Source organism: Thermostichus sp. OS-CIW-29 (assembly GCF_054058195.1).
Map to the genome: position 1 here is coordinate 46040 of NZ_JBSSAB010000011.1, position 21456 is coordinate 67495.

General features: G+C 56.7%; 18 protein-coding genes and 1 tRNA gene. 12 read left to right on the forward strand and 7 right to left on the reverse strand.

Annotated features, from left to right (window positions below; genetic code table 11):
• Window positions 1–32: 32 nt before the first annotated feature.
• Complete coding sequence (locus ACVWZJ_RS05925) at window positions 33–1079, forward strand: tetratricopeptide repeat protein (protein WP_457395247.1); 1047 nt, start codon at window positions 33–35, stop codon at window positions 1077–1079.
• Between the two features lie 19 nt (window positions 1080–1098).
• On the opposite strand, the gene ACVWZJ_RS05930 is transcribed toward ACVWZJ_RS05925, so the two are convergent.
• Window positions 1099–1893, reverse strand: coding sequence for a response regulator transcription factor (locus ACVWZJ_RS05930; RefSeq protein ID WP_457395250.1), 795 nt, complete (start codon window positions 1891–1893; stop codon window positions 1099–1101).
• 230 nt (window positions 1894–2123) lie between these two features.
• Here ACVWZJ_RS05930 and fni point away from each other — a divergent pair, with 230 nt between their 5' ends.
• From fni to ACVWZJ_RS05945, 3 genes are all read left to right on the forward strand, one after another.
• Complete coding sequence (gene fni, locus ACVWZJ_RS05935; protein ID WP_457395296.1) at window positions 2124–3182, forward strand: type 2 isopentenyl-diphosphate Delta-isomerase; 1059 nt, start codon at window positions 2124–2126, stop codon at window positions 3180–3182.
• A gap of 189 nt (window positions 3183–3371) precedes the next feature.
• Complete coding sequence (locus tag ACVWZJ_RS05940; RefSeq protein ID WP_457395253.1) at window positions 3372–3965, forward strand: IS607 family transposase; 594 nt, start codon at window positions 3372–3374, stop codon at window positions 3963–3965.
• Window positions 3853–5052 carry an RNA-guided endonuclease InsQ/TnpB family protein gene (locus tag ACVWZJ_RS05945; protein ID WP_457395299.1) on the forward strand — a complete coding sequence of 400 codons (1200 nt, stop codon included), beginning with the start codon at window positions 3853–3855 and terminating at the stop codon, window positions 5050–5052. Before ACVWZJ_RS05940 ends, ACVWZJ_RS05945 begins: the two co-directional genes overlap by 113 nt.
• A 150-nt stretch (window positions 5053–5202) precedes the next feature.
• Here ACVWZJ_RS05945 and ACVWZJ_RS05950 read toward each other — a convergent pair whose 3' ends face one another.
• From ACVWZJ_RS05950 to ACVWZJ_RS05965, 4 genes are all read right to left on the reverse strand, one after another.
• Window positions 5203–6801 (reverse strand): DUF6930 domain-containing protein, encoded by a 1599-nt coding sequence (locus tag ACVWZJ_RS05950; RefSeq protein WP_457395256.1) that lies wholly within the window; start codon window positions 6799–6801, stop codon window positions 5203–5205.
• Window positions 6802–6990: 189 nt separating this feature from the next.
• Window positions 6991–7063: transfer RNA gene (locus ACVWZJ_RS05955), tRNA-Thr, on the reverse strand.
• Between the two features lie 83 nt (window positions 7064–7146).
• Window positions 7147–7959 carry a TPM domain-containing protein gene (locus ACVWZJ_RS05960; protein ID WP_457395259.1) on the reverse strand — a complete coding sequence of 271 codons (813 nt, stop codon included), beginning with the start codon at window positions 7957–7959 and terminating at the stop codon, window positions 7147–7149.
• A gap of 143 nt (window positions 7960–8102) precedes the next feature.
• Window positions 8103–9230: an FAD-binding oxidoreductase gene (locus ACVWZJ_RS05965; RefSeq protein WP_457395262.1), complete on the reverse strand. Its 1128-nt coding sequence runs from the start codon at window positions 9228–9230 to the stop codon at window positions 8103–8105.
• A gap of 512 nt (window positions 9231–9742) precedes the next feature.
• Here ACVWZJ_RS05965 and ACVWZJ_RS05970 point away from each other — a divergent pair.
• The 3 genes from ACVWZJ_RS05970 (at window position 9743) to ACVWZJ_RS05980 (ending at window position 13273) form a co-directional block, all read left to right on the forward strand.
• Window positions 9743–10759 (forward strand): cytochrome c oxidase subunit II, encoded by a 1017-nt coding sequence (locus tag ACVWZJ_RS05970; protein WP_457395265.1) that lies wholly within the window; start codon window positions 9743–9745, stop codon window positions 10757–10759.
• Between the two features lie 77 nt (window positions 10760–10836).
• Window positions 10837–12543 (forward strand): cytochrome c oxidase subunit I, encoded by a 1707-nt coding sequence (gene ctaD, locus ACVWZJ_RS05975; protein ID WP_457395268.1) that lies wholly within the window; start codon window positions 10837–10839, stop codon window positions 12541–12543.
• Between the two features lie 118 nt (window positions 12544–12661).
• A complete protein-coding gene (locus ACVWZJ_RS05980; protein WP_414351249.1) occupies window positions 12662–13273 on the forward strand; it encodes a cytochrome c oxidase subunit 3 in 612 nt (203 codons plus the stop codon).
• Here ACVWZJ_RS05980 and holA read toward each other — a convergent pair.
• Window positions 13261–14253 (reverse strand): DNA polymerase III subunit delta, encoded by a 993-nt coding sequence (gene holA / locus ACVWZJ_RS05985; RefSeq protein ID WP_457395271.1) that lies wholly within the window; start codon window positions 14251–14253, stop codon window positions 13261–13263. The two genes, ACVWZJ_RS05980 and holA, sit on opposite strands and share 13 nt — an antisense overlap.
• A 943-nt stretch (window positions 14254–15196) precedes the next feature.
• Between holA and ACVWZJ_RS05990 the strand changes: the two genes are divergently transcribed.
• The 4 genes from ACVWZJ_RS05990 (at window position 15197) to ispD (ending at window position 19534) form a co-directional block, all read left to right on the forward strand.
• A complete protein-coding gene (locus ACVWZJ_RS05990) occupies window positions 15197–16612 on the forward strand; it encodes an IctB family putative bicarbonate transporter (protein WP_457395274.1) in 1416 nt (471 codons plus the stop codon).
• 151 nt (window positions 16613–16763) lie between these two features.
• Window positions 16764–17102, forward strand: coding sequence for a P-II family nitrogen regulator (locus ACVWZJ_RS05995; RefSeq protein WP_011430352.1), 339 nt, complete (start codon window positions 16764–16766; stop codon window positions 17100–17102).
• A gap of 151 nt (window positions 17103–17253) precedes the next feature.
• Window positions 17254–18666 carry an ammonium transporter gene (locus ACVWZJ_RS06000; RefSeq protein ID WP_457395277.1) on the forward strand — a complete coding sequence of 471 codons (1413 nt, stop codon included), beginning with the start codon at window positions 17254–17256 and terminating at the stop codon, window positions 18664–18666.
• A 160-nt stretch (window positions 18667–18826) separates the two neighbouring features.
• Complete coding sequence (gene ispD / locus ACVWZJ_RS06005; protein WP_457395280.1) at window positions 18827–19534, forward strand: 2-C-methyl-D-erythritol 4-phosphate cytidylyltransferase; 708 nt, start codon at window positions 18827–18829, stop codon at window positions 19532–19534.
• 40 nt (window positions 19535–19574) lie between these two features.
• On the opposite strand, the gene ACVWZJ_RS06010 is transcribed toward ispD, so the two are convergent.
• Complete coding sequence (locus tag ACVWZJ_RS06010) at window positions 19575–19934, reverse strand: DUF559 domain-containing protein (RefSeq protein ID WP_457387314.1); 360 nt, start codon at window positions 19932–19934, stop codon at window positions 19575–19577.
• Between the two features lie 91 nt (window positions 19935–20025).
• On the opposite strand from ACVWZJ_RS06010, the gene ACVWZJ_RS06015 reads away from it, so the two are divergent.
• On the forward strand, window positions 20026–21243 hold the full coding sequence (locus ACVWZJ_RS06015) for an RNA-guided endonuclease InsQ/TnpB family protein (RefSeq protein WP_457395283.1): 1218 nt from the start codon (window positions 20026–20028) through the stop codon (window positions 21241–21243).
• Window positions 21244–21456: the final 213 nt, after the last annotated feature.

The following is a 21456-nucleotide window of genomic DNA, read 5'->3' on the forward strand; positions in this document are numbered from 1 at the left end:
AGGATACGCTCGTAACAGCGGTGCGGAGCAGTATGTTCAGAGCCCACGACTCTGCCGGTTTGCGCCTTTTGATTGCGGTTGCCCTGTTGCTGGGGAGCATGGCCAGCTGGCGGCAGGATCGTCTTTTGGCAGTGATGGGCCTGGTGGGTGCAGCCGCCATCTCTGCCTTTACCCGTCCGGCCATCTTGGCCTACAACCGTGGTCGAGAACGGTGGCTGAACCGGGATTTGCTGGGGGCTATTGAACAGCTCAGCTTGGCTCTGCAACGGGATCCCTGCCTGGCCAACGCCTACATTTTGCGGGGAGAAGCCTACTTTGCCCTCGGCCAAGTTCCCCAGGCCCTGGAGGATTTCGGCCAGGCGATCCGGTTGGCCCCGCGGCGACCAGAACCCTATTTTTATCGCGGGCTGATTCGTCAATCTCAGGGGGATCTCCAGGGAGCAACGGCGGAGTTTGCTGAGCTGGTGCGCCTACACCCCAATGTCCCCCACCACCTCAGCTTGGCCAACCTGCTCATGCAACAGGGATCCCTGCCTTTGGCCCTAGCTCATCTGGATGAAGCCATTCGCTTGGATCCCACCTCAGCGCTTGCCCATTCCCAGCGGGCCCGTTTACACAGCTACCTGGGCACCTGGGAGGCGGCTTTGTCCGATTGGTCGCAGGCTATTTACTGGGATCCCAGCCCGGCCCATTACTACCAGCGGGGTGTGGCTTATGCCTGTGGTGATCACTTTGACGAGGCCATTGCCGACCTCAGCCGCAGCCTAGAAATAGAACCCCAACAGCCCAACGTCCTCTACAGCAGGGGCAACCTTCTCTATGCGCTGGGGGAGATCAAAGCTGCTTTGGACGACTACGAGCGGGCCTTTCGCCTGGAAGCGGATATGAACCGGATTGACCTCTCCGACGAGTATGGCTTGTACGGACGAGGGCTGGCCTACTGGAATATGGGAGATAAAGCAACAGCTTTTTCGGATTTGCAGGCAGCTTTGCAGGTCAGCCGCCAACATCACAACCTGGCTCTGGAGCAGCGGGTGCGCCGGTCTCTGCTGCAACTGAGCAATCCCGATTCTGCCTAGCGGAATTGACGTTAACTAGCTATTCCTTAGTAGGTGCTTCGCCTGACGCTGCGACTCCACGACGCTGCCGCTGAGGCCCAGATCCTGAATCGCCTGCAGCGGCTGACAGAGTTTTCTGTTCCTGAAGCAGCGGGGGGCTGAGGCCAAAGCAGTAGCCGACATTGCGCACTGTGTGGATCAAGCTGGGCTGGCGCGGATCCCGTTCCAGCTTTTTGCGCAACGAGAGGATATGGGTATCGACGGTGCGAGGGTTATCGGTGGAATCCGGCCATGCTCGCTCTAGTAGCTCTAGACGAGAGACGGGATCCCCATCCGCCTGCACCAGCACCATCAGCAGGCTAAACTCCTGGGGCGTGAGGTCGATCCCTTCCCCAGCCAAGGCGACGCGCCGTTGCACCAGGTCAATTTTGAGATCCCCGTACTGCAGAAAGGTAGGGGGGATATGACGCTGTCGCCGCCGAGCCAAGGCTAGAAGGTGGGCATCCAGCAGTTGCATACTAAAGGGCTTGGTGAGGTAATCGTCCGCTCCTGCTTCTAGGCCGGCGATAATGTCCGCTTCGGATCCCCGGTGGGAGAGTAGCAAAATCAGCAGATCGTACTGGCGATGGGCCCACCGGCACAATTGCAGCCCGCCGCGGTTGGACAGCTCCGCATCCAAAATCAGCAGGTGAATGGGCTGGTGTTGCAGCAGAGTCTTTGCTTGGCGAAGGGTCTCTGCTTCCCAAACTTGGTGTCCGGCCTGTTGCAAATGCCAACACAGCAAGCTGCGCAGATGAGGGTTGCCTTCTGCCAGCAAGATGTGCAAGGGTTGCATGGCTGTTCGGTTGGGATCCCGCCCACATCATAGTGCTCCGCACCGCTGACGCGACAGTGCTATGCCTCCGGCACCCTACCGGGAACCGCACTGCTGTCCCAGTAGATAGCGAGTCACCTTGGACTCCGTCCCGCTAGCGCGAATGGGCAATGCTGTTCGCTTTTGGCAGCGCGCGGCGTTATAGACTGACAATCTCTACCAAGACCAAGGTGCTCCGCACTGCTGACATGATGGCCAATTCTCTCCCCCCCATTTCCGAGCGCAAACAGGATCACCTGGACATTGTTCTGCAGCAGGATGTGGCTGCCAAAGGGATCCGCACCGGCTTTGAGCGGTTTTTCTTTGAGCACGTGGCGCTGCCGGAGCTGCTGTTGTCGGAGATCGACCTGAGCTGCGAGTTCTTGGGAAAACGCCTACAGGCACCCCTGCTCATCAGCAGCATGACGGGGGGAACAAAGGCTGCCCGTGAGTTGAACCGACAACTGGCCGCTGCCGCCCAACAGTTGGGCATTGCCATGGGGGTGGGATCCCAGCGGGCAGCCTTGGAACATCCAGAGCTAGCCCGGACTTACCAGGTGCGCCAAGTGGCCCCGAATATTCTGCTGCTGGCCAACCTGGGTGCCGTTCAGCTCAACTACGGCTATGGGGTGGAGCAGGCGCGACGGGCGGTGGAGATGATCGAGGCGGATGCGCTGATTCTGCACCTCAATCCTCTCCAGGAGGCGGTTCAGCCCCAAGGGGATCCCGACTGGCGTGGATTGTATGGCCGCATCGAACGGTTGGTGGCGCAGTTACCGGTGCCGGTGGTGGTGAAGGAAGTGGGCAATGGCCTCAGTGCCAAAGTAGCCCAGCAGCTGGCCGAATGCGGCGTGGCAGCCCTGGATGTGGCGGGGGCGGGCGGCACCAGTTGGAGCGAGGTGGAGGCCCATCGCCAACCAGATGCTCTCAAGAAACGCATCGCCCACAGCTTTAGGGATTGGGGGATCCCAACGGCTTTGTCCCTGCTGGAAATTCGTCGCCTGCTGCCGGACTTACCCCTGGTGGCCAGCGGCGGCATCCGCAATGGCATCGACGCGGCCAAAGCTATCCGTCTGGGAGCCGATGTGGTGGGTATGGCCGCCCCCGCTTTACACGCCGTCTCCCAAGGACAGATGCAGGCAGTGGTGGACACCTTTCGCGCCGTGATCGAGGAGCTGCGCATTGTTGCCTTTTGCACCGGATCGGCCAACTTGGCTCGGCTGCGACAAGCTACCCTGCGGCGGCAGGATACTTGGGATCCCTTGCCCTAAACTCCAAGCACTTGCCACAAACTGAGGGTCAATACCAGAGCCCCCAGATGATAGGGCCACTGTATGCTTTGTCGAGATGCTTTGTCGAGCTATTTTGCCGGTCAGCACCCAGGAGAGCATGACTCTAGTCAATGATACGCTGGACTATACTGAAAATAATGTACAGTATGTTCAGTATGGCTGCTTGGTATGGCTAGGTATGTAAAACCGAGAGAAGCGGCGGATTATTTTGGGGTGTGTCTCCACACCTTGAGGCGATGGGAACAGAAAGGCTGGATCAAAGCAATACGTACTCCATCTGGTAGGGCAAGAAGGTATGACCTCGACAGCTACATCAGAACGCCAAGAAAAGTCAAACGAGTCGTTTTGTACGCCCGAGTCAGCAGTCGAGGGCAAAAGTCAGACTTGGAGAGACAGATTGCAAGACTGGTTAACCTCTATCCTGGAGCCGAAGTGGTCGGAGAGGTTGGCGGCGGTCTCGACTTCAAAAGACCAAAGTTCCTTGCCTTATTGGAACGAGTTCGTGCGGGAGATGTCGGAACGATTGTGGTCGCTCACCGGGATCGACTCTGCCGGTTTGGATTTGAGTTCGTTGAGTGGTACTGCCGTCAATACGGATGCGAAATCTTGGTTCTCGATGACGATCACCTTTCTCCCCAACAGGAACTGGTTGAGGATATCCTCACCATCCTGCACTGCTTCAGCAGTCGGCTCTACGGACTCAGGAAGTATCGGGCTGCAATCGAGAAAGATACGGATTTATCCGGAACCAGCGCTGGCTAAAGTTTGGAAGCGGTGGCAAGCGGCGTGCCGGTACTGCTACAACCAAGCGATTGCCTATCAGCGTCAGCATGGTGCCCCAAAAACGGCCAGAAAGCTGCGGGACATCATCCTGCGCTCCGACCTGCCTGGGTGGGTGAAGGACGCCCCTTGTCACATCAAGCAGAACGCGGTCGTCGAGGCGTGGTTGGCGTTTCGCCGAAGCAAAGACGCGAGGTTTCGCAGTGTGAGGGATAAGACCCACACCTTGCAGTTCAACAACAGTAATTTCAGTCAGGGCAGGTGGTATCCGAAACTCACCCGAGGTTTGGCGTTCCGTGCATCCGAGGAGATGCCCAGAGAATGGGCACGTGGAACTGAGCTAATGCGGGTGAAAGACAGATGGTATGCTATCTTTCCTGAGCCCGTGAACGAGCAGTGTTCGTTAGCAAAGGGGGTGATCGCACTTGATCCTGGAGTAAGAAGCTTCCTTACAGGGTTTGATGGGGCGGGCTTTGTAGATATCGCCAAGGGAGACTTTGGCAGGATCGTTCGGCTGTGCTACCACCTAGACGATCTGCAGTCTAGGCTGAGTAAAGCACCGAGACCCAAGCGTAGGCGAATGCGGCAAGCGGCGTTTCGTCTGCGGGAGAGAATCAGGAACTTGGTGGACGAGTGCCATCGCAAGGTAGCGGCGTTCCTGACGGATAACTACCGATTGATATTCCTCCCCACTTTCGAGTCAGCCAAGATGGTTGCCAAGGCGGGGAGGAAGTTTGGTAGCAAGACGGCGAGGGCGATGCTCACCTGGGCGCACTATCGGTTCAAGCAGTTCCTGAAGTTTCAAGCCCAAAAGAAAAACGTGGCCGTCGTGGAAGTATCGGAAGCGTACACCAGCAAAACCTGTACCAAGTGCGGGCACATCCACACTAAGTTGGGTGGTGCAAAGGTGTTCAGATGCCCCAAGTGCAACCATAGGCTACCACGAGATTGGCAAGGCGCTCTGGGTGTTATGCTCAGAGCTTTGCGGGATACCGCCATCCTGTTCAGCAGTGGGCAGGATGCTATCGCTGCACCGTTGAGCGATAATGCTCAGCAGTGTTCAGCGTAAATGTATCAGAACCAGAGCCAAGATAGCGTGGATCCCTGGAAAAACCGAATCACCGCCCGGTAAACCTGCCAGAGATAGAAAGAAGGGATCCCGGCTGGGAGAAAGTTGCTCAGGTTACCAGCAGCACCTAACCTGCCTCCATCTGGACGGTCAAGGCAAGTGCAATTGTCGGCTAATCCGCACCATCGGCCCCAGTCCCAGTCCCGTTGGGTTCAAAGCCTGCATCTCAAACAGGGCCAGAATGTGGCGCACTTGCAGCTCTGGGCGCGTAGAATTCACCCCCATCGCCACCACCAAGCCGCAATAGCCACCCGTATCCCGGCAACGCCGCTCCCAGCGCTTGCGAGCCATGGAGTGGACGGGATCATCTTCGGGAAACTCCCCAAACAGGTGCAGGTCACGATTGCCCGTTTGCACAATTTCCAGGTCGTAGCGATCGCCATCGAAGGGATCCACCCCTGTGTTGAAACAAACGCCTTGCGGCCCACCTTCCCCACGCAAATTCTCGATGAGCTGCTTTGCTTTTGATCGAGAGGTGCGCACAATCACCACCGGCAGCCCTTCTCCATTTTTCACCAGCTTGCTTTGGGGGAGGGGATGCCATTGCCCCGTGCGCCGCAGCATTTCCACCGTTGTCCACGGCAAGACCCCCAGACCTATCTGCGCCCCTTCCGGCACCAAATCATCCCGCAGCAGGGTTTGGGCAGGTTCTTCCTCCTCCCCTTCCAGCTCCAGCAGCTCTTCAGCCACGTCCGGCAGAGTGCGCACCTGCACCGAAAGGGTTGCTCCCTTCTCTTGGGGGTTGGGAATGCGGTACCGACCTTGATAGGAGCGAAAGTCATCTTCCAGCTTGCGGTGGTACTGCTTGAAGAAGCGATGCAAGGCTTCCAGGGCCACCGATAAGACCGCTGCCTCGTCCTCCTGCAAAGTCACGCGCAAGCCTTCCAGGGGGTGAATGGTGCCAAAGTTCGGCTCAACTTCCTCAGGATCCAAATCTGCCAAGTCCAGATCCGGCAGTTCGTTAAGTTCAGGATTGCGAGCTTGGAATGTGAGATAGAGACAATCTTGTCTGAGGAAGGCTTCCTCCATCTCTTCGGGAGTATCCGGCTGGCCCGCATCCTGGCGAAACTGTTTGAGGGAGGGCAGCGAGCGATAGAAAAGTACCCCATACTCCATGCCCAACCGCCCCATGACCGAGACGTAAAGGGTTTGGATATCCCAGTGATTTAGGTCGATCGCCAGGATTTGGTGATCCTCTAGGTAATCCCAGGGAGCATCTCGCCAGAGGGTAAGGGCTTTGCCGGCCAGCAACTCAACATAGTGTTCCGGCAGAGGGGGAGGGATCCGTTCGTTGGCCTCTTCAAAGCTCTGAAGGATCTCATCGATTAGAGGCAATTCCGGCTGGCATTCCACCTTAATGTCCAGCTCGTGCAGAATGCCGCGCAAGAAAAATTGCACCTCTCGATCCCGCACGATGATCTTCTGGGGGCGAGCAGGTGAGGCAGCATGGGGCCGCTCCATGGCCACAATCAAGGTTCGCACCATCGGCTCAAAGCCAGAATCGGCGGGCACCACTTCCATGGCCCGTACCACGCCCTGAACGCCATCTACCCAAAGAATGCACTCCCCTTCCGTTTGGGATCCCATGGGTGGCGATCCTGAGAGCTTGTGACGATCCCCTTCCCACACGGAGGGCACCTGGGGCAGCTTTTGCAATCGACGAACCGTAGCGGCTGGGAGACCGGACATAGACATCCAAGGAGAATCAGGAGAACAACCCAATCGGCTGAGTAGGTATGCCAAACTGAGCAGGGATCGGCCTTGGCCTCCTGTCAACAAGACCCAGGGATCCCGCTAATGCCAATCTAACCACCAGTGTAGAAGCTGAGTTCGGCTTCAGCGAGAGGAGACAGCAGAGCCAAGTTCCATGGCACCAGAAGCTGATGGTCAGATTCGAACTGACGACCGCTCGATTACAAGTCGAGTGCTCTACCAACTGAGCTACACCAGCAATTTCTGCTCACCGATTCTAGCATTTGTCCCCTGCGAACTGGGGCTCGCAGGGAAGGACGCCCAGCCGACTTCACGAGTCAGCTACTGCTGATCCACTGCCGGGCGAGCAATGGGAGCTAGGTAGATCACCAAAGCCCCTGCCAGAAACCCCAAGACGTTGCGCAAGACCGGGATCCAATCCTGAGTACGTGTGACCACCGGGCCGATACCGAAAGCCCCGAACAAAATGAACCACAGGGGAGAAATGAGCAAGGCCCAACGCCAGTTAAACAGCTCCTCCGCATGGCGGGGCTTGCCGGCAAACCCAAGGACAATCCCCCCCAAAATCGAGGTCACCAGCGTCAGGATCCACTGCTCTTGAGGCAGGCCGGGCACCACACGGCAGCCCCCCTGATGAAAGCAGCGATCCAAGACATCAACGGTCTCTAAGATGGCGCGGTGGGTGCCGTGCTCCCGCACATAGAATTGGTTGCCAAAGCGAGATTGCAGCTCAATCCAAAAGGTACGTGGCAAGATCTCGCGCACAGCATCCCCCACATTAAACGCCAGTAAGTTGCCCCCCCTGGGATCCGCCACCATCAGAACGCTGCGCTCATTCAAGCCCCAGTATTCCTTCACCTGACGACCCGGTGTTTGGTCGAACTGAGTCAGCACCCGCAGCTTCCAGCCGGTGTCTTGCTCTAACTTGTTCAGATGCTGGGCCAGTTGAGCTTCCTGATTGCTGGTCAACTGATCCGCTAAGTCCAAGACCGGCACAGGCGGCTGGGGCAACTCCATCGGCACCACCGGCAGGGCAGGTTGCGCCCAGGTCAGGGATCCCCCGCCCACCGCAATCAACAGCCCAAGGCAAAAGCCCACCCCAACGCGGAGTATCCGTTGCCACTCGATGCTCATGCTGATCCCTCTCTTAGCTTTGACGCTGAGATACTGAGAAATGATGTTAAGAAATGTTTCAATTTCTTATAGATCTATCATGCACCGGAACAAGACGTTTGGCCAGAGGGATCCCGAGGAAGCAGCGGTGGCGAGGGCGATGTTTATATCAAGCTGGGGCTAAAGGTGCCGGCGGGGTCGAAGTGCTGCTTCAGCTTGCGCATTAGGCTGGCAACCGGGCCAAAGTCATGGGCAAGAGCCCTCTTCAGAGCCGGCGGCGCCTCCAGAAGCAGGAGAAATCCGCCTGCGGACTTGAGGTAGCGTTGCAGTTGCATTAGGGATCCCACTTCTGGCTGAACCAGCCAAGCCCGTCCTAGCCCACAGCCTCGGTGCAGTTGCACCTGAGCTCCAGGGAATAGGGTTTGAAACTGCTCCAATGTTGCCAGGCTCTGATTGGGCAGGCACCCGAACTTGGCCAGCACTGCTCCTGAGCCGGGTTGAGGCAGGGGCAGAGAGCCGGGATTCACTTCCTGCAAAGTCAGCCCTGCAGGGGCCAGCCGCCGCGTTTGGGCCATCTGTTGGGCAATCGCCCGCTCCGAGCCGTGAAAGCTGAGCCAAACTTGGGATCCCTCTGCCCTCAGCCAGAGATCCACCCCCACAGGGTTAACGGGGCCGGTCAGCACCTGCCGACACAAAACCTCCAGCTCCGGCAGGGATCCTGTAGCCAGCAAAGCAGACTGAGCTGCCGGCAACGGGTAAAGCCGTAGGCTCACCTGGGTCAAAATTCCTAGGCTGCCCAAGGATCCGGTGAACAGCTTCATCAGGTCATAGCCGGCAACATTCTTGACAACCCGCCCGCCCGCTTTGGCCACTTCCCCATCCGCCCGCACCCAGGCTATGCCCAGCAGCAAGTCGCGGATCCCGCCGTAACGCCAGCGCAGAGAACCTGTATCGGCAGTGGCAATAATGCCCCCCAGGGTAGCCCGATCCGGATAGAGGGGATCCACCGGCCACCATTGCCCTCGCTCCGCCAAAATGGGTTGCAGTTCCGCCAAAGTCATACCGGCTTCCACCGTAACGGTGAGATCGGCGGCTGCATGGTCGATGAGCCGGCGTAAGCCACGTGTGCTGAGAACCAGATCCACCGGCTCCACAGAGTGGGCCCAGCCCCACTTGCTCCCCTGCCCCAGCGGCAGCACTTTCCGCCCTTGGCACTCCTTTAAGATTCCGGCCAATTCCGAGACCGTTGATGGAGTCTGGATCGGCAAGGGATCCCCTGGATCAGATAGCAAGGTCGCCAGTGAATGGGGAGAAGACATTGGGGAAAGCGAAGCAGAGATTAAACAGAAGCAGAGATTAAAGAGAGAAAACCTGTCCAAACCAGCCCAATTGCGGGGTTATCCCACCCTACCTCAGTCTACAGCCAGCAAAAATCTCAGCTTGGAGAGATGACCCTCAACCAGAGCCAGCCTTCAGTGCAGTACCGCCCTTGCGCAGGTCTGCCGAAAATCTCGGAACCAAAGCTCTGTCTCGTCACTGCTCACCCTGAAAGATCCTGAAGAGATCCATAAGCCTGCAGGGTTTCTCTCTCCCGCAGACTACTATCTGATACTAGTGGAGAAGCCGTGCGCAGCGAAGCAGACTCTACAATCGGAAAACTTTGTAAACTCCGTAAACAATGCAAACAAAAATAAAAAACGGCAACAGTAAAAAACGACGGATTAAGTTGAGCAAGGTAGTTTGCAGACGCTGTGAGCAGATTATCTGCTAGGATGGACGCTCTTTGTATTGGGGAAAAGCAGTCGTGAGTGCGCTGAGCAACATCATCTTGGTGGCTATGGGGATCCTCCTGACCCTTGCCAGCCTTTGGTACGGGCAAAACCACCATCTGCTTCCCGAATCTGCTGCCGAATCAGCCCCCTTGTTCGACAGCCTCTTTAACAGCACCATAACCATTGCCACAGGGATCTTTTTGGTGGTACAGGGTGTACTTCTCTACTGTATTGTCCGCTACCGCAAGCGGCGAGGCGACAAAGGCGACGGGGATCCCAGCCATGGCAATGTGCTGCTGGAGATCGTGTGGACGGCGGTGCCGGCGGTGATCATTCTTTGGTTGGGCTTGGCCAGCCTAGATGTCTATCAAGCTGTTTACGGGGGTGCTCATGTCGGCGGCCATATCCACGCGACCATGGCCGCGACCATGGCGATGGAGTCTTCCCACGAAGCTGAGGCGGGGGATCCCGGCTACGCTTATACCCCTGTAGTGCTACCCGGGAAGGAAATGGGCCAGCCGGATCTGGTCGTCCAAGTGCAGGGCATGCAATATGCTTGGATGTTCACCTACCCGGATTCCGGCCTGGTGGCCAGCGAGCTGCACCTTCCTCTAAACAAGCGGGTGCGCTTGGATATGACGGCTCTGGATGTGAACCATGCCTTCTGGGTACCGCAATTTCGCCTGAAGCAGGATGTCATCCCTGGCCGAGAAACCCACCTGGAGTTTGTGCCCACTCAACTGGGGCAGTACCCCATCATCTGCGCAGAGCTGTGCGGCCCCTATCATGGGGTGATGGCAGGGCAATTGTTTGTGGATACGCCGGAAGACTTCGAGCGCTGGCAGCAGGAGCAAGTTTTGGCCGCCCGTGGCGAGGGCAGCACCTTGGCCCTCGTTTCAGATTTCTCGCCAGTCCATCCCTCTCCTCGGCCAGGCTCCCCTGAGGCCGAGTCTGCCTTTGCCCATGTCCACCACCAGCGTTTGGGCGTCTCCCCCTCAGATTTGAAGTCTCTCCAGTCCCATTCTGGATCCCTTCCTTCCGCAGGCTAGCCGGGATCCCTGACGCCCCTTTGGCCTGCGCTTGTGGAAACAACATTCTGCCAACGCGATATAGGAGCTTTTGTGCAATGACCCAGCTGCAAGACAGCCCAAGACTTGTTGCTGCACCGAAGGTTGAACTTGAACTTCCTGCTGAGCCTTGGTGGCGCTTCTTTACTTTTTCCACCGATCACAAGGTAATCGGGATCCAGTACTTGGTGACCACCTTTTTCTTCTACTTGGTGGGAGGGGCGCTGGCGACGGCAGTACGGGCAGAGCTGGCTACTCCAGAGGCCGACTTTCTCGGCTTTGAGCGGTACAACGGTGCCTTTACCCTGCACGCCACGATCATGATCTTTTTGTGGATCGTGCCTGCTTTGGTGGGGGGCTTTGGCAACTACCTGGTACCGCTGATGATCGGGGCGCGGGATATGGCCTTCCCCAAGCTGAATGCAGTGGCCTTTTGGCTGGTTCCGCCCACAGGGATCCTGCTTTTGGCCAGCCTGTTCATAGAGGCTCCGGCTGCCGGCTGGACTTCCTACCCGCCCCTCAGCTTGATCAGCGGCAAAGTGGGGGAAGAACTCTGGATCCTGAGCATTTTGTTGGCAGGAACCTCTTCCATCCTGGCGGCGGTTAACTTCATCACCACCATTCTGAAGATGCGCATGCCCGGCATGAAGATGGAAGACATGCCGCTGTTTTGCTGGGCCATGCTGGCAGCATCTATTCTTACCCTCATTGCAACACCGGTTCTGGCCGGTGCATTGATTTTGCTTAGCTTTGACCTGTTGGCGGGTACGGCCTTTTTCAACCCCAGCGGCGGCGGGGATCCGGTGGTGTACCAGCACATGTTCTGGTTCTACTCCCACCCGGCGGTGTACATCATGATCTTGCCGGTCTTTGGCATGATCTCGGAGATTTTGCCGGTGCATGCCCGCAAGCCCATCTTTGCCTACAAGGCCATCGCCTACTCCAGCTTGGCCATCTGCTTTTTGGGGTTGATCGTCTGGGCTCACCACATGTTCACCAGTGGCACCCCTGACTGGATGCGGGTGTTCTTCATGATCGCCACCATGGCCATTGCCGTTCCCACTGGGATCAAGGTGTTTAGCTGGCTGGCCACTTTGTGGGGCGGCAAAATCCACTTCCGCTCGGCCATGCTGTTTGGCATGGGTTTTGTCTCGATGTTTGTGATCGGCGGCTTGAGCGGGATTATCCTCGCCTCGGTGCCTCTGGATATCCACGTTCACGACACCTACTTTGTGGTAGCCCACCTGCACTATGTGTTGTTTGGCGGCAGCGTCTTTGGGATCTATGCCGGCATCTACCACTGGTTCCCCAAGATGACGGGGCGGCTGCTGAACGAGTTTTGGGGGCGGGTGCACTTTGTGTTGACCTTTGTCGGCTTTAACATGTGCTTCTTGCCGATGCACAAGCTGGGCCTGATGGGGATGCCCCGCCGGGTGGCCCAGTACGATCCCCAATTTGCCGACCTCAACTGGATCAGCTCGGTGGGGGCCTTTGTTCTGGCCATTTCCACCCTGCCCTTTTTGGTTAACGCCATCTACTCCTGGGTGGCCGGGCCCAAGGCGGGAGACAACCCCTGGCAGGCTCTCACCCTGGAGTGGACGACTGCTTCGCCGCCGCCCCATCACAACTTTTATGGGGATCCCATTCTGCTAACTGGCCCCTACGACTACGGCTTGCACAGCAAGGAGACGCTGGACTACTTTGCTGCTCAGTTGCAGAGCTTGCGGGAGCTGGCACTGGCGGAAGCGGAGCCTACTTCTTCTTAGCAGGCCGGATGCCCGGTGGGCTGCTGATCCCCTGCTCACTGGGTATTCCAGTCTTGGCTGGGCTGCTTGTACAGCCTCAAGAAGTCTCAGGAATTCAGGAATTTAGGTGGAAAGGAATATGCAAGGATCCCTTGCCTCTGAAACGCTGATGGTTGGCCACTCAAGGGCCCACACTGCCCATGCTGAGCACCCAGATCATCGCGTCTTTGGCATCTTGATGTTTTTGGTGGCAGAAGGCTGTCTTTTCCTAGGGCTGTTCATGGCCTACCTGGCCTATAGCCTCACCGCCCCGGTGTGGCCGCCGGAGGGAACCCCAGAGCGGGAATTGCTTTTGCCTGGGATCAACACGGTGATTTTGCTCTCCAGCAGCTTCGTCATTCACAAAGCTGGGTCGGCCATCAAGGCCGATGATGTCAGGGGTCTGCGGCTGTGGTTTGCCCTCACAGCGCTGATGGGGGCGGTTTTCCTGGCAGGGCAACTCTATGAGTACAGCAACCTGGAGTTTGGCCTCACCACCAATTTGTTTGCCAGCACCTTCTATGTTTTAACGGGGTTTCATGGTCTCCACGTGATGGCAGGGTTGCTGTTTATTCTGGCAGTGCTCTGGCGCTCCTTTAAACCCGGCCACTACAGCGCCCAACATCATTTTGGCGTCGAAGCTGCCGAGATCTACTGGCACTTTGTGGATGGGGTTTGGGTTGTGCTGTTTATTCTGCTCTACTTGCTCTGAGCTCGGCCTTCACCCAATATAGCCACGATTTGGATCAGCGCTTCTTGAAAGGCATCTCGTTCCGGCTGTCCTTGCTTGAGGTTGTATTCCAATTGCAAAAGCTGCTGCATTGCTTTCAGTAAAGCTGTGGTCTTCAGGGATCCCACCTCTTTTTGCAGAAAGTAAACCCGATTGGGATTCCCGATTTCTGCTTTCTGGGCGATGACTTTGGGATCCCGTTCTCCCTGATCCAGCAGCAGCCGCACCCATAGCCAGGTGCGAAATTGGCCTACCAACACCGCCAGAATCCTCAGGGCCGGCTCGTTGTGATCCAGCAGATGGGTCAAGATGCGTAGGGCTTGTTCCAGATTCCCTTTGCGCAGGGATCCCGCCAATTGAAAGCTGTTGTAGGCGCTGGCGGGAACTAACGCCTCGACTTGTTCAGGAGAAATGGGATCCTGTTGGCCTGCCGTAAACAGGGCCAGCTTTTCCAATTCCATCGCCAAGCGACGGGAGTCATTGCCCACCGCCTCGGCCAATTTCTGGGCGGCTGCCGGGCTGAGGGCCAGATCCCGTTGTTCAGCTTCCCGCTGCACCTGCTGGAGAATACCCTCCTCATCCCAAGGGGCCAGTTGGGAAAACTCGCGGACAATGGCCGTTTTCTTGAGGATTTTGGTGGATTTCAGGCGCCCATCGGGTTTATTGCTGGTGGTCAAGAGCAGATGGGTGGTAGGGGGTAACTGGGCCAAGGTTCGCTCCACTTCTTCCCACAGATCTTCCGGGCAATGTTGGGTGAGTGTTGTCTCTTCCAGCCAAACCAAGCGGGCGTTGGATCCCAGCGGCGGGGTCATGGCTTGGTTGAGCCCGGCAACCGTGGATTCCGGCGGCAGGCGATCGTAGTTAAAAGCTGCCCAGTGGGGATCCAGCACTTGATCCCGCAACTGCTGCACCGCCTGCATCAGGCGATAGGTGTCATCTCCCCAGTACAGGTAAACGGGCACGCTTCGACCGAGTGATTTACGAGATGTTTTTCCCCTACTTCCTCCATTTTGCGTAGGTCAGCTCACCTTGTCTAAGCGATTTGGCTGGGATCCCTGCTCAGCTTGGTGGAGGGAGTCAGTCCAAGTGAAGATACCGAGCCCAGCTTGACTCAAGTTGTTTAAGAATAGGTCAAGTACTCGCCCTGTCTGGCGAAAACAAAGGCATCTTTACATAACTTTCATAATCCAGAAGTCTCCGCAGCTCAAAAAGTTCTGTATTCCCACTGAAGAGGTTTCGTAGACCTTCTCCTACAGTTGAATTAGGAGCAGAGACTGCAGGGTTAAAGATTATGGATGGCATTGGCGAGTTTGAGTTTAAGGTGCAAATCTTAGCCCGTTGCATGGGATCCGCCCTGGGTCTGGGCCGTCCCGCTCGTGTCCAGATTCACTATTCCAACTCCAATTCCCAGAACGCAGTTAGAGCCAAGGAAGGTTGGTCTGGATCCCGCTTAGGCGATCAAATCCCTTCTCCTAATGCCGAAGGTGAAAGAGGATCTCAAGGTCAAGTGTTAGCCTGTGTTGCCTGAAGAATCTTTTGAGAATTGGTCTGCGGTAGGTCAGGAGATCTTCGATTGCGGCAATCCAACATTTGATTGAAGATTGAGATAGAGCTTTTTGTAGTTTTTCCTGCTGTTCTTCTTTGCTTTTTACAGAGACTTGTTCTTAAGATTGAAAACCCAACTTTGATAACTCTTCGATGCCTTTTGTCTTGTAGAGTCTTGTGAGTCAGCCGGTTCTTTGTTTTTGTTGAGGGGTACTTTGTCCGGCTGGCGCGATAAGAAGTTGCGCTCTTCTTCGTTGTCTCCTTGCCTCTGGGGATATAGACTAAAGCTTTGTCCCGCTGGTGAAACCAGTAGGATGACTTGAGGTGTGGGGATTTGGGCCCAACACGCCCCAGAGGATTATGGAACGAGCAACGCAACTGTGGCAGGGTTTTCTGCTGCGCGACTTTCCCATCAAGGCTTGGCAGCAGGGGAGCCTTTTGGGCCGCCTGTTGGGATCCCTGCAAAGTTGGGGGAAGAGCAGCATATTGGTTCAAACTTCCGACCGGATTGGCCTGGGGCTAGTGCTGCTCTACTGGATTTTCTCTGCACAAAGCTCCACCGGCATCCTGGGCCTGATTTTGCTGGCTATGGCTGCTCTGGTGGGCCTGTGCGCTTTGGTGGAAATGCCGATTGGGCTGCCGCTGCATCTGCCCCTGGGCCTTTTCTGGGGAATTGCCACCTTGGCAACGATTCTCTCTCCGGTTGCCTACGCAGCACGGGATGGCTGGCTGAAGTTGACTCTCTACCTGGCTGGTTATCTGTTGTTGCATCGTCTGCTGCGCAAACCCCAATTCCGAGATGGGATCGTTGGATCCCTGCTTTTGGTCAGCTTGGTGATGGGGATCCATGGCCTGCGGCAATACTTATATGGGGCAGCGGAACTGGCCACCTGGGTGGATCCGGAGTCGGGTTTGGCGGGTCTGACGCGGGTGTACAGCTATCTGCGCAATCCAAATCTGTATGGGGGCTACTTGATCCCGGTCATTCCCCTGGGGCTGGCCGCCACTTGGATTTGGCCCAGTTGGGGGGCGAAACTCCTGGCCGGGTTTACGACGGCGGTGAACCTGATTTGCCTGTTGCTCACCTACAGTCGTGGCGCCTGGATTGGGGGGCTGGCCACGCTCACCCTGATGGCCGTGCTGTTGGCACAGTGGCATTCTGTCGATTTGCCAGCCCGCTGGCGGCGTTGGGCCTTGCCGGCCCTGTTGGGCGGAGGGGGGGCTGCTCTGTTGCTCGGGATCCTGACGGTACGCTCCCTGCGGCTGCGGGTGCAGAGCCTTTTTTGGGGGCGGTTGGATACCAGCAACAACTTTCGCCTCAATGTCTGGGCGGCGGTGCTGGAGATGATCCGCGACTTTCCCATCTTGGGGATCGGCCCCGGTAATGTTGCCTTTAACCGCGTCTATCCCCTTTACCAACGAGGCAACTTCAGCGCCCTTGGAGCCTATTCGGTGCCGCTGCAGCTCACCGTAGAGACTGGCTTCATCGGATCTTTAACTTTCGCCTGGTTCCTCTTGGTGCTCTGGGATCACGGCTGGAGATGCTGGAAAACTTTGCTCAACTTGCGGGATCCCCAGGGTCTGTGGGTGGCAGCGGGCTTGGCCGCTTGCACCGGCATGATGGTCCACGGCTTGGTGGATACCATCTGGTATCGTCCACAGGTACAAATGCTGTGGTGGCTTGCGGTAGCGCTCATTACAGCCAGCTTGGCCTCTCTTAGCCCTCAGCCGCCCGTGGATGTTGGTGAGACCCCATCGGAGGCTTCCTCCCGTTAGGGTAGCTTAAGCTTGACCTTCCAGTCTTGACGGGAGCCAACCCAGAGTGGTAAGCATCTTCAGTAGGAGATAAAAAATGTATCCGTTTTTACAATTCACAGGTGTTGGTAGTGTTAGAAATTAGCGGAACTGTTCAGGGTGCAGGAGGCAGATGAAAAAAATCGAGGCCGTGATCCGGCCATTTAAGTTGGATGAGGTCAAAATTGCTTTGGTCAATGCCGGGATTGTCGGCATGACCGTAAGTGAAGTACGGGGTTTTGGCCGGCAAAAGGGACAAACCGAGCGTTACCGGGGATCCGAGTACACGGTAGAGTTCCTACAAAAGCTGAAAGTGGAGATCGTGGTCGAAGATGACCTGGTGGATACGGTGGTGGAGAAGCTGATTGCAGCGGCTCGCACCGGCGAAATTGGGGACGGCAAGATTTTCATCAGCCCCGTCGAAAAAACCATCCGCATCCGCACTGGCGAACTCAACCAAGATGCCCTGTAAGGAGGGATCTTTGGGGTTTGGGCTACCCGTCCTGAGCCTTGTGGGGGTTTGCTGCATGTCTCTTTTGCTGTATCTCTGATGAGGTGTTCTTGCCCCACTTTCCGGGTAACGTCTTTTGAGAAGTACTGTCCCTTTAGGTGAGTCGAAAAGCATGAGTACAACAATGATCCAAAAGCTCAAGAGCCAGGTGCCCCAGTGGCTCTGGCGACCGGCCAGGTGGAGTCTGACTGCTGCTCTAATGGCTGCGCTGGTCTTTCTATTCGGCCAGGGAACTGCCTTTGCTCAAGAGGCCGAGGAAGTTCAGAAACACGCTGACATTGTTTGGACGATCGTGGCAGCAGCCTTGGTGTTCTTCATGCAGGCGGGGTTCGCCATGGTGGAGACGGGCTTTACCCGCGCCAAGAATGCCGCCAACATCATGATGAAGAACTTGATGGACTTCTGCATGGGCTGTTGCGCCTTCTGGTTCATTGGGTTTGGCCTCATGTTCGGCAAAAGTGCTGGCTTCTTCGGCACTGACTGGTTTGCTTTTGGCTGGCAGCAGGCTTACGAGGCAGACGGCTGGCCTTTCACCTTCTTTGTTTTCCAGATGGTGTTTGCCGCTACCGCCGCCACCATTGTTTCCGGAGCCATGGCAGAGCGCACCAAGTTCTTGGCCTACTTGATCTACTCCATCGTTATTTCTGGGCTAATCTACCCCATCTCTGGGGGTTGGGCCTGGAACGGGCTGTTCGGCGACTACAACGGCGGCACAGCCGGCTGGCTGGAAAATCTGGGCTACATCGACTACGCCGGGTCGGGGGTGGTGCATTTGGTAGGCGGCGCTGCGGCCTTGGCAGGCGCCATTGTGCTCGGCCCTCGCATTGGCAAGTACGGCCCTAATGGAGAACCGCGGGCTATTCCCGGCCACAACCTGCCGCTGGGGATGTTGGGGGTGTTTATCCTCGCCTTGGGCTGGATCGGGTTTAATGCCGGTTCCACCACTGCAGCCTCTGTCGATATTGGCTGGATTGCCATGAATACGCTGCTGGCAGCTTCGGCTGGAGCAATTGGGGCGATGTTCACCTCTTGGGTTCATTTTGGCAAGCCGGATATGACCTTTGCCGCCAACGGTGTCCTGGCCGGCTTGGTGGGGATCACTGCCCCTTGCGATAGCGTCCATCCTTTGGGTGCTCTGATCATCGGCTCGGTGGCCGGGATTCTGGTGGTGATTTCGGTGGTGATCCTGGATACGGTGCTGAAAATTGATGACCCGGTGGGCGCGATTTCGGTACACGGCACCTGTGGTATCTGGGGGGTGTTGGCAGCAGGGATCCCCTTCTTTGCCAATGCCAACTATGCTGAAGAGGTCACCTGGGCCCAATTTGGGGTACAAGTGGTGGGCGCTCTGGCCTACTTCCTCTGGCCCTTTATTACCTGCTTGATCCTGTTCTATATCCTCAAGGCTGTAACCGGCCTGCGCACCAGCGCCGAGGAAGAGATCGCCGGTTTGGATGTGGGCGAGCATGGCAACGTGGCCTACCCCGACTTCGTTACTGCTGCCACCGATTCGGAGCAATCTTGAGCCGTTGTGCTCGGTCTGACCTGGGGTTGCCGGATCGGAGCATTGCTGAACTGAGCATCAAATGAGCATCAAAAGGGAGGGTCAGGGCTGGCCCTCTCTTTTATGGCTTGTTGACCTCAAGCAGTACACTGGGATCCGGTTGGATGCACTTTTGGATCCCATGCACCTTCTGATCCCGGCGGCTGGCAGCGGCAAGCGAATGGGGGCTGCGGTCAATAAGCTGTTGCTGCCGCTCTTGGGTCAGCCGATTTTGGCTTGGACGTTGCAGGCTGCGGATCAGGCCAGCTCCATCGAGTGGATTGGCATTCTCTCCCAACCCGGCGATTGGCCGGCCATCGAGCAGATCCTGGCGGCAATGGATCTGTCCACGCCGGTGCAGCTTTTACAAGGGGGGGCGACGCGGCAGGAGTCGGTTTACAGGGGGGTTGAGTATCTCTATAACCTGGGAACAGTAGAGCGGGTGTTGATCCACGATGGGGCCCGCTGCCTAGCTACCCCTAAGTTGTTCGATCGCTGTAGTGCTGCTTTGCAGCAGGTGGATGGTCTCATCGCGGGGATCCCTGTCAAGGACACGATTAAAGTCGCTGAGGCAGGCCCAAAAGGGATCCGAATTCAGTCAACCCCAGAACGCAGCCGGCTGTGGGCAGCGCAAACGCCGCAGGGGTTTCGCCTGTCAATGCTATGGCAAGCCCATCGGGAGGCTCTGGCCCAGGGTTGGCAGGTAACCGATGATGCAGCCCTATTCGAGAAGCTGGGTTGGCCAGTCTACATCGTCGAAGGGGAGGAATCCAATCTGAAGCTAACCACCCCCCTGGATGTGTTGCTGGCCGAACAAATCCTGCAGCAGCGTCTCGGACCAGCGCGTTAGCTCAATTCAATCCCGGTAGGGCCAGTCTCAACCTTGGGAATTAAAAGTAGGAAGGAGGAAATCTAGGTTCACTAAGAGCACTTTGATCACCCCATCTCTTGTGGTCCGTTGGAAATGAAAATGATAATTCTGGCTGTTTAGAATCTAATGCACCCAAGACACCTGAAACTAAGCAAAAGATGAGATTAATGCACTTTTCACTTTCTTCATAAACTTGCCGTTCTGAGAACCGAACTACAACCCAGCCTCTATCCGCTAGATAAGCATCACGCTTACTTTGCTTAGGATCATTCACAGTATGGGCTGGCCTACACAGATTACCTTCAAGAAACCATGGCTCATCAATTTCAATGTCAATGAGTAAAACGAGTGATCTTTTTCCATCTCTAGATACCTGCATTGCGATATCAGCTAGAAATCGCAGGAGCCCCGCACTGTACCCGTAGGGTCACTGCCGGGAGGAATGCGCTTTGATGAAGTACAATGAACTTATGAGCCAAGTCCTGACCATATCCTGCAAGCTCAAGGTGTCCCCGTCGCAAGCCGCCAAATTGGACGCGACGATGGAGGCTTTTGGCCAAGCCTTGAATTGGGTCAACCAGAACACGCCGGAGAAGATCGTCAACGCGGTCAAACTGCAATCCCTTTGCTACTACGAGATTCGAGCCCGGTTTGGCTTGTCCAGTAACTTGGCAAGGACTACGTCCCGCTTACGCGACCAACAGGTGTGCAGACGGGTAGCGGGTTCCCGCAAAGTGGCTAAGCAGAAAAAGCGTCCCGTCAAGGAGTTTAAGAGCGGCTTTGTTACCTACGACGCTCGCATCTTTTCGTTCCGTCAAAAAGACTGGACGGTGTCGCTGACCACGGTGGAAGGGAGAGAACGCTTTGAACTGGCCATTGGCAACTACCAGCGTGGGATGCTGGCTGGTTCCAACCCCAAATCTGCCACCCTGGTCAAGCGCAAAGATGGCTCCTACTACATCCAGATTTGCGTAGAGAAAAAGCCACCCAAGCAACAAGATACCGACAAGGTGATCGGGGTGGACTTTGGGAGGACGGATATTGCCCATACGTCAGAGGGGGACAACTGGAATGGACAGCAGTTGAGCAGAGTCCGCGACCACTACTCCCGATTGAGAGCGGCGCTCCAACGCAAAGCCAGTAAGGGCACACGCAGTTCGCGGCGCAGATGCAGAGAACTGTTGCAACGGCTGTCTGGCAAGGAGAGACGCTTTCAGGCGTGGGTCAATCATCGCATCTCCAAAGCTATTGTCTCTAGGGCAAAAGCTACCAACAGCGCTATTGCTCTGGAAGACTTGACAGGGATCCGGGAAAGGGTCAATCAACAGCCACGCAGCAAAGCTGAACGGCGCAGGGCCAACAGTTGGGCGTTCTACCAGCTGAGGCAGTTTCTGGAATACAAGGCTCTGCGTGCAGGGGTTACCTTGATTCTGGTGCCGCCTGCCTACACGTCGCAGACCTGCCACCGGTGTTTGCACGTCCATCCCGATCCTACGCAATCCTATCGCAGTGGGAAGCAGTTCAAGTGTGGGCACTGTGGATGGGAAGGGGATGCGGACTGGAATGGGGCCAACATGATTGCCAAGCTTGGGGCTGTCGTAAACCAGCCTAGAGGCCCGTGGTTGGCTTGCCAACTGCAGGGCTACCGAAAGCCCGCCCTGTACTGCGAAGCAGTCAGGGCCGGGTAGTTTACGTTCCGTTGGGCGCTCCGGCATCTGTGGCGGCTCCGGCTCCAGCGGACGGGCAGGCATCTGTGGCGGCTCCGGCTCCAGCGGGCAAGGTGGGAGATCTGGCCCCCTCAGGAGGAGAGCAATCGGCTGGGGTAAAACAACGTAGGGATAATAGTCTTTCCGAACGTACCTTAAGATGGGATGCGAGTGCCTGTCGTGATCTTGCATGCT

What these genes read in the sequence shown, in the direction of transcription:
- ACVWZJ_RS05925 (WP_457395247.1), top strand. Translation starts at nt 33, where the DNA reads ATGTTCAGAGCCCACGACTCTGCCGGTTTGCGCCTTTTGATTGCGGTT.
- ACVWZJ_RS05930 (WP_457395250.1), bottom strand. Translation starts at nt 1,893, where the DNA reads ATGCAACCCTTGCACATCTTGCTGGCAGAAGGCAACCCTCATCTGCGC.
- fni (WP_457395296.1), top strand. Translation starts at nt 2,124, where the DNA reads ATGGCCAATTCTCTCCCCCCCATTTCCGAGCGCAAACAGGATCACCTG.
- ACVWZJ_RS05940 (WP_457395253.1), top strand. Translation starts at nt 3,372, where the DNA reads ATGGCTAGGTATGTAAAACCGAGAGAAGCGGCGGATTATTTTGGGGTG.
- ACVWZJ_RS05950 (WP_457395256.1), bottom strand. Translation starts at nt 6,801, where the DNA reads ATGTCCGGTCTCCCAGCCGCTACGGTTCGTCGATTGCAAAAGCTGCCC.
- ACVWZJ_RS05960 (WP_457395259.1), bottom strand. Translation starts at nt 7,959, where the DNA reads ATGAGCATCGAGTGGCAACGGATACTCCGCGTTGGGGTGGGCTTTTGC.
- ctaD (WP_457395268.1), top strand. Translation starts at nt 10,837, where the DNA reads ATGACCCAGCTGCAAGACAGCCCAAGACTTGTTGCTGCACCGAAGGTT.
- ACVWZJ_RS05980 (WP_414351249.1), top strand. Translation starts at nt 12,662, where the DNA reads ATGCAAGGATCCCTTGCCTCTGAAACGCTGATGGTTGGCCACTCAAGG.
- ACVWZJ_RS05990 (WP_457395274.1), top strand. Translation starts at nt 15,197, where the DNA reads ATGGAACGAGCAACGCAACTGTGGCAGGGTTTTCTGCTGCGCGACTTT.
- ACVWZJ_RS05995 (WP_011430352.1), top strand. Translation starts at nt 16,764, where the DNA reads ATGAAAAAAATCGAGGCCGTGATCCGGCCATTTAAGTTGGATGAGGTC.
- ACVWZJ_RS06000 (WP_457395277.1), top strand. Translation starts at nt 17,254, where the DNA reads ATGAGTACAACAATGATCCAAAAGCTCAAGAGCCAGGTGCCCCAGTGG.
- ispD (WP_457395280.1), top strand. Translation starts at nt 18,827, where the DNA reads ATGCACCTTCTGATCCCGGCGGCTGGCAGCGGCAAGCGAATGGGGGCT.
- ACVWZJ_RS06010 (WP_457387314.1), bottom strand. Translation starts at nt 19,934, where the DNA reads ATGCAGGTATCTAGAGATGGAAAAAGATCACTCGTTTTACTCATTGAC.
- ACVWZJ_RS06015 (WP_457395283.1), top strand. Translation starts at nt 20,026, where the DNA reads ATGAGCCAAGTCCTGACCATATCCTGCAAGCTCAAGGTGTCCCCGTCG.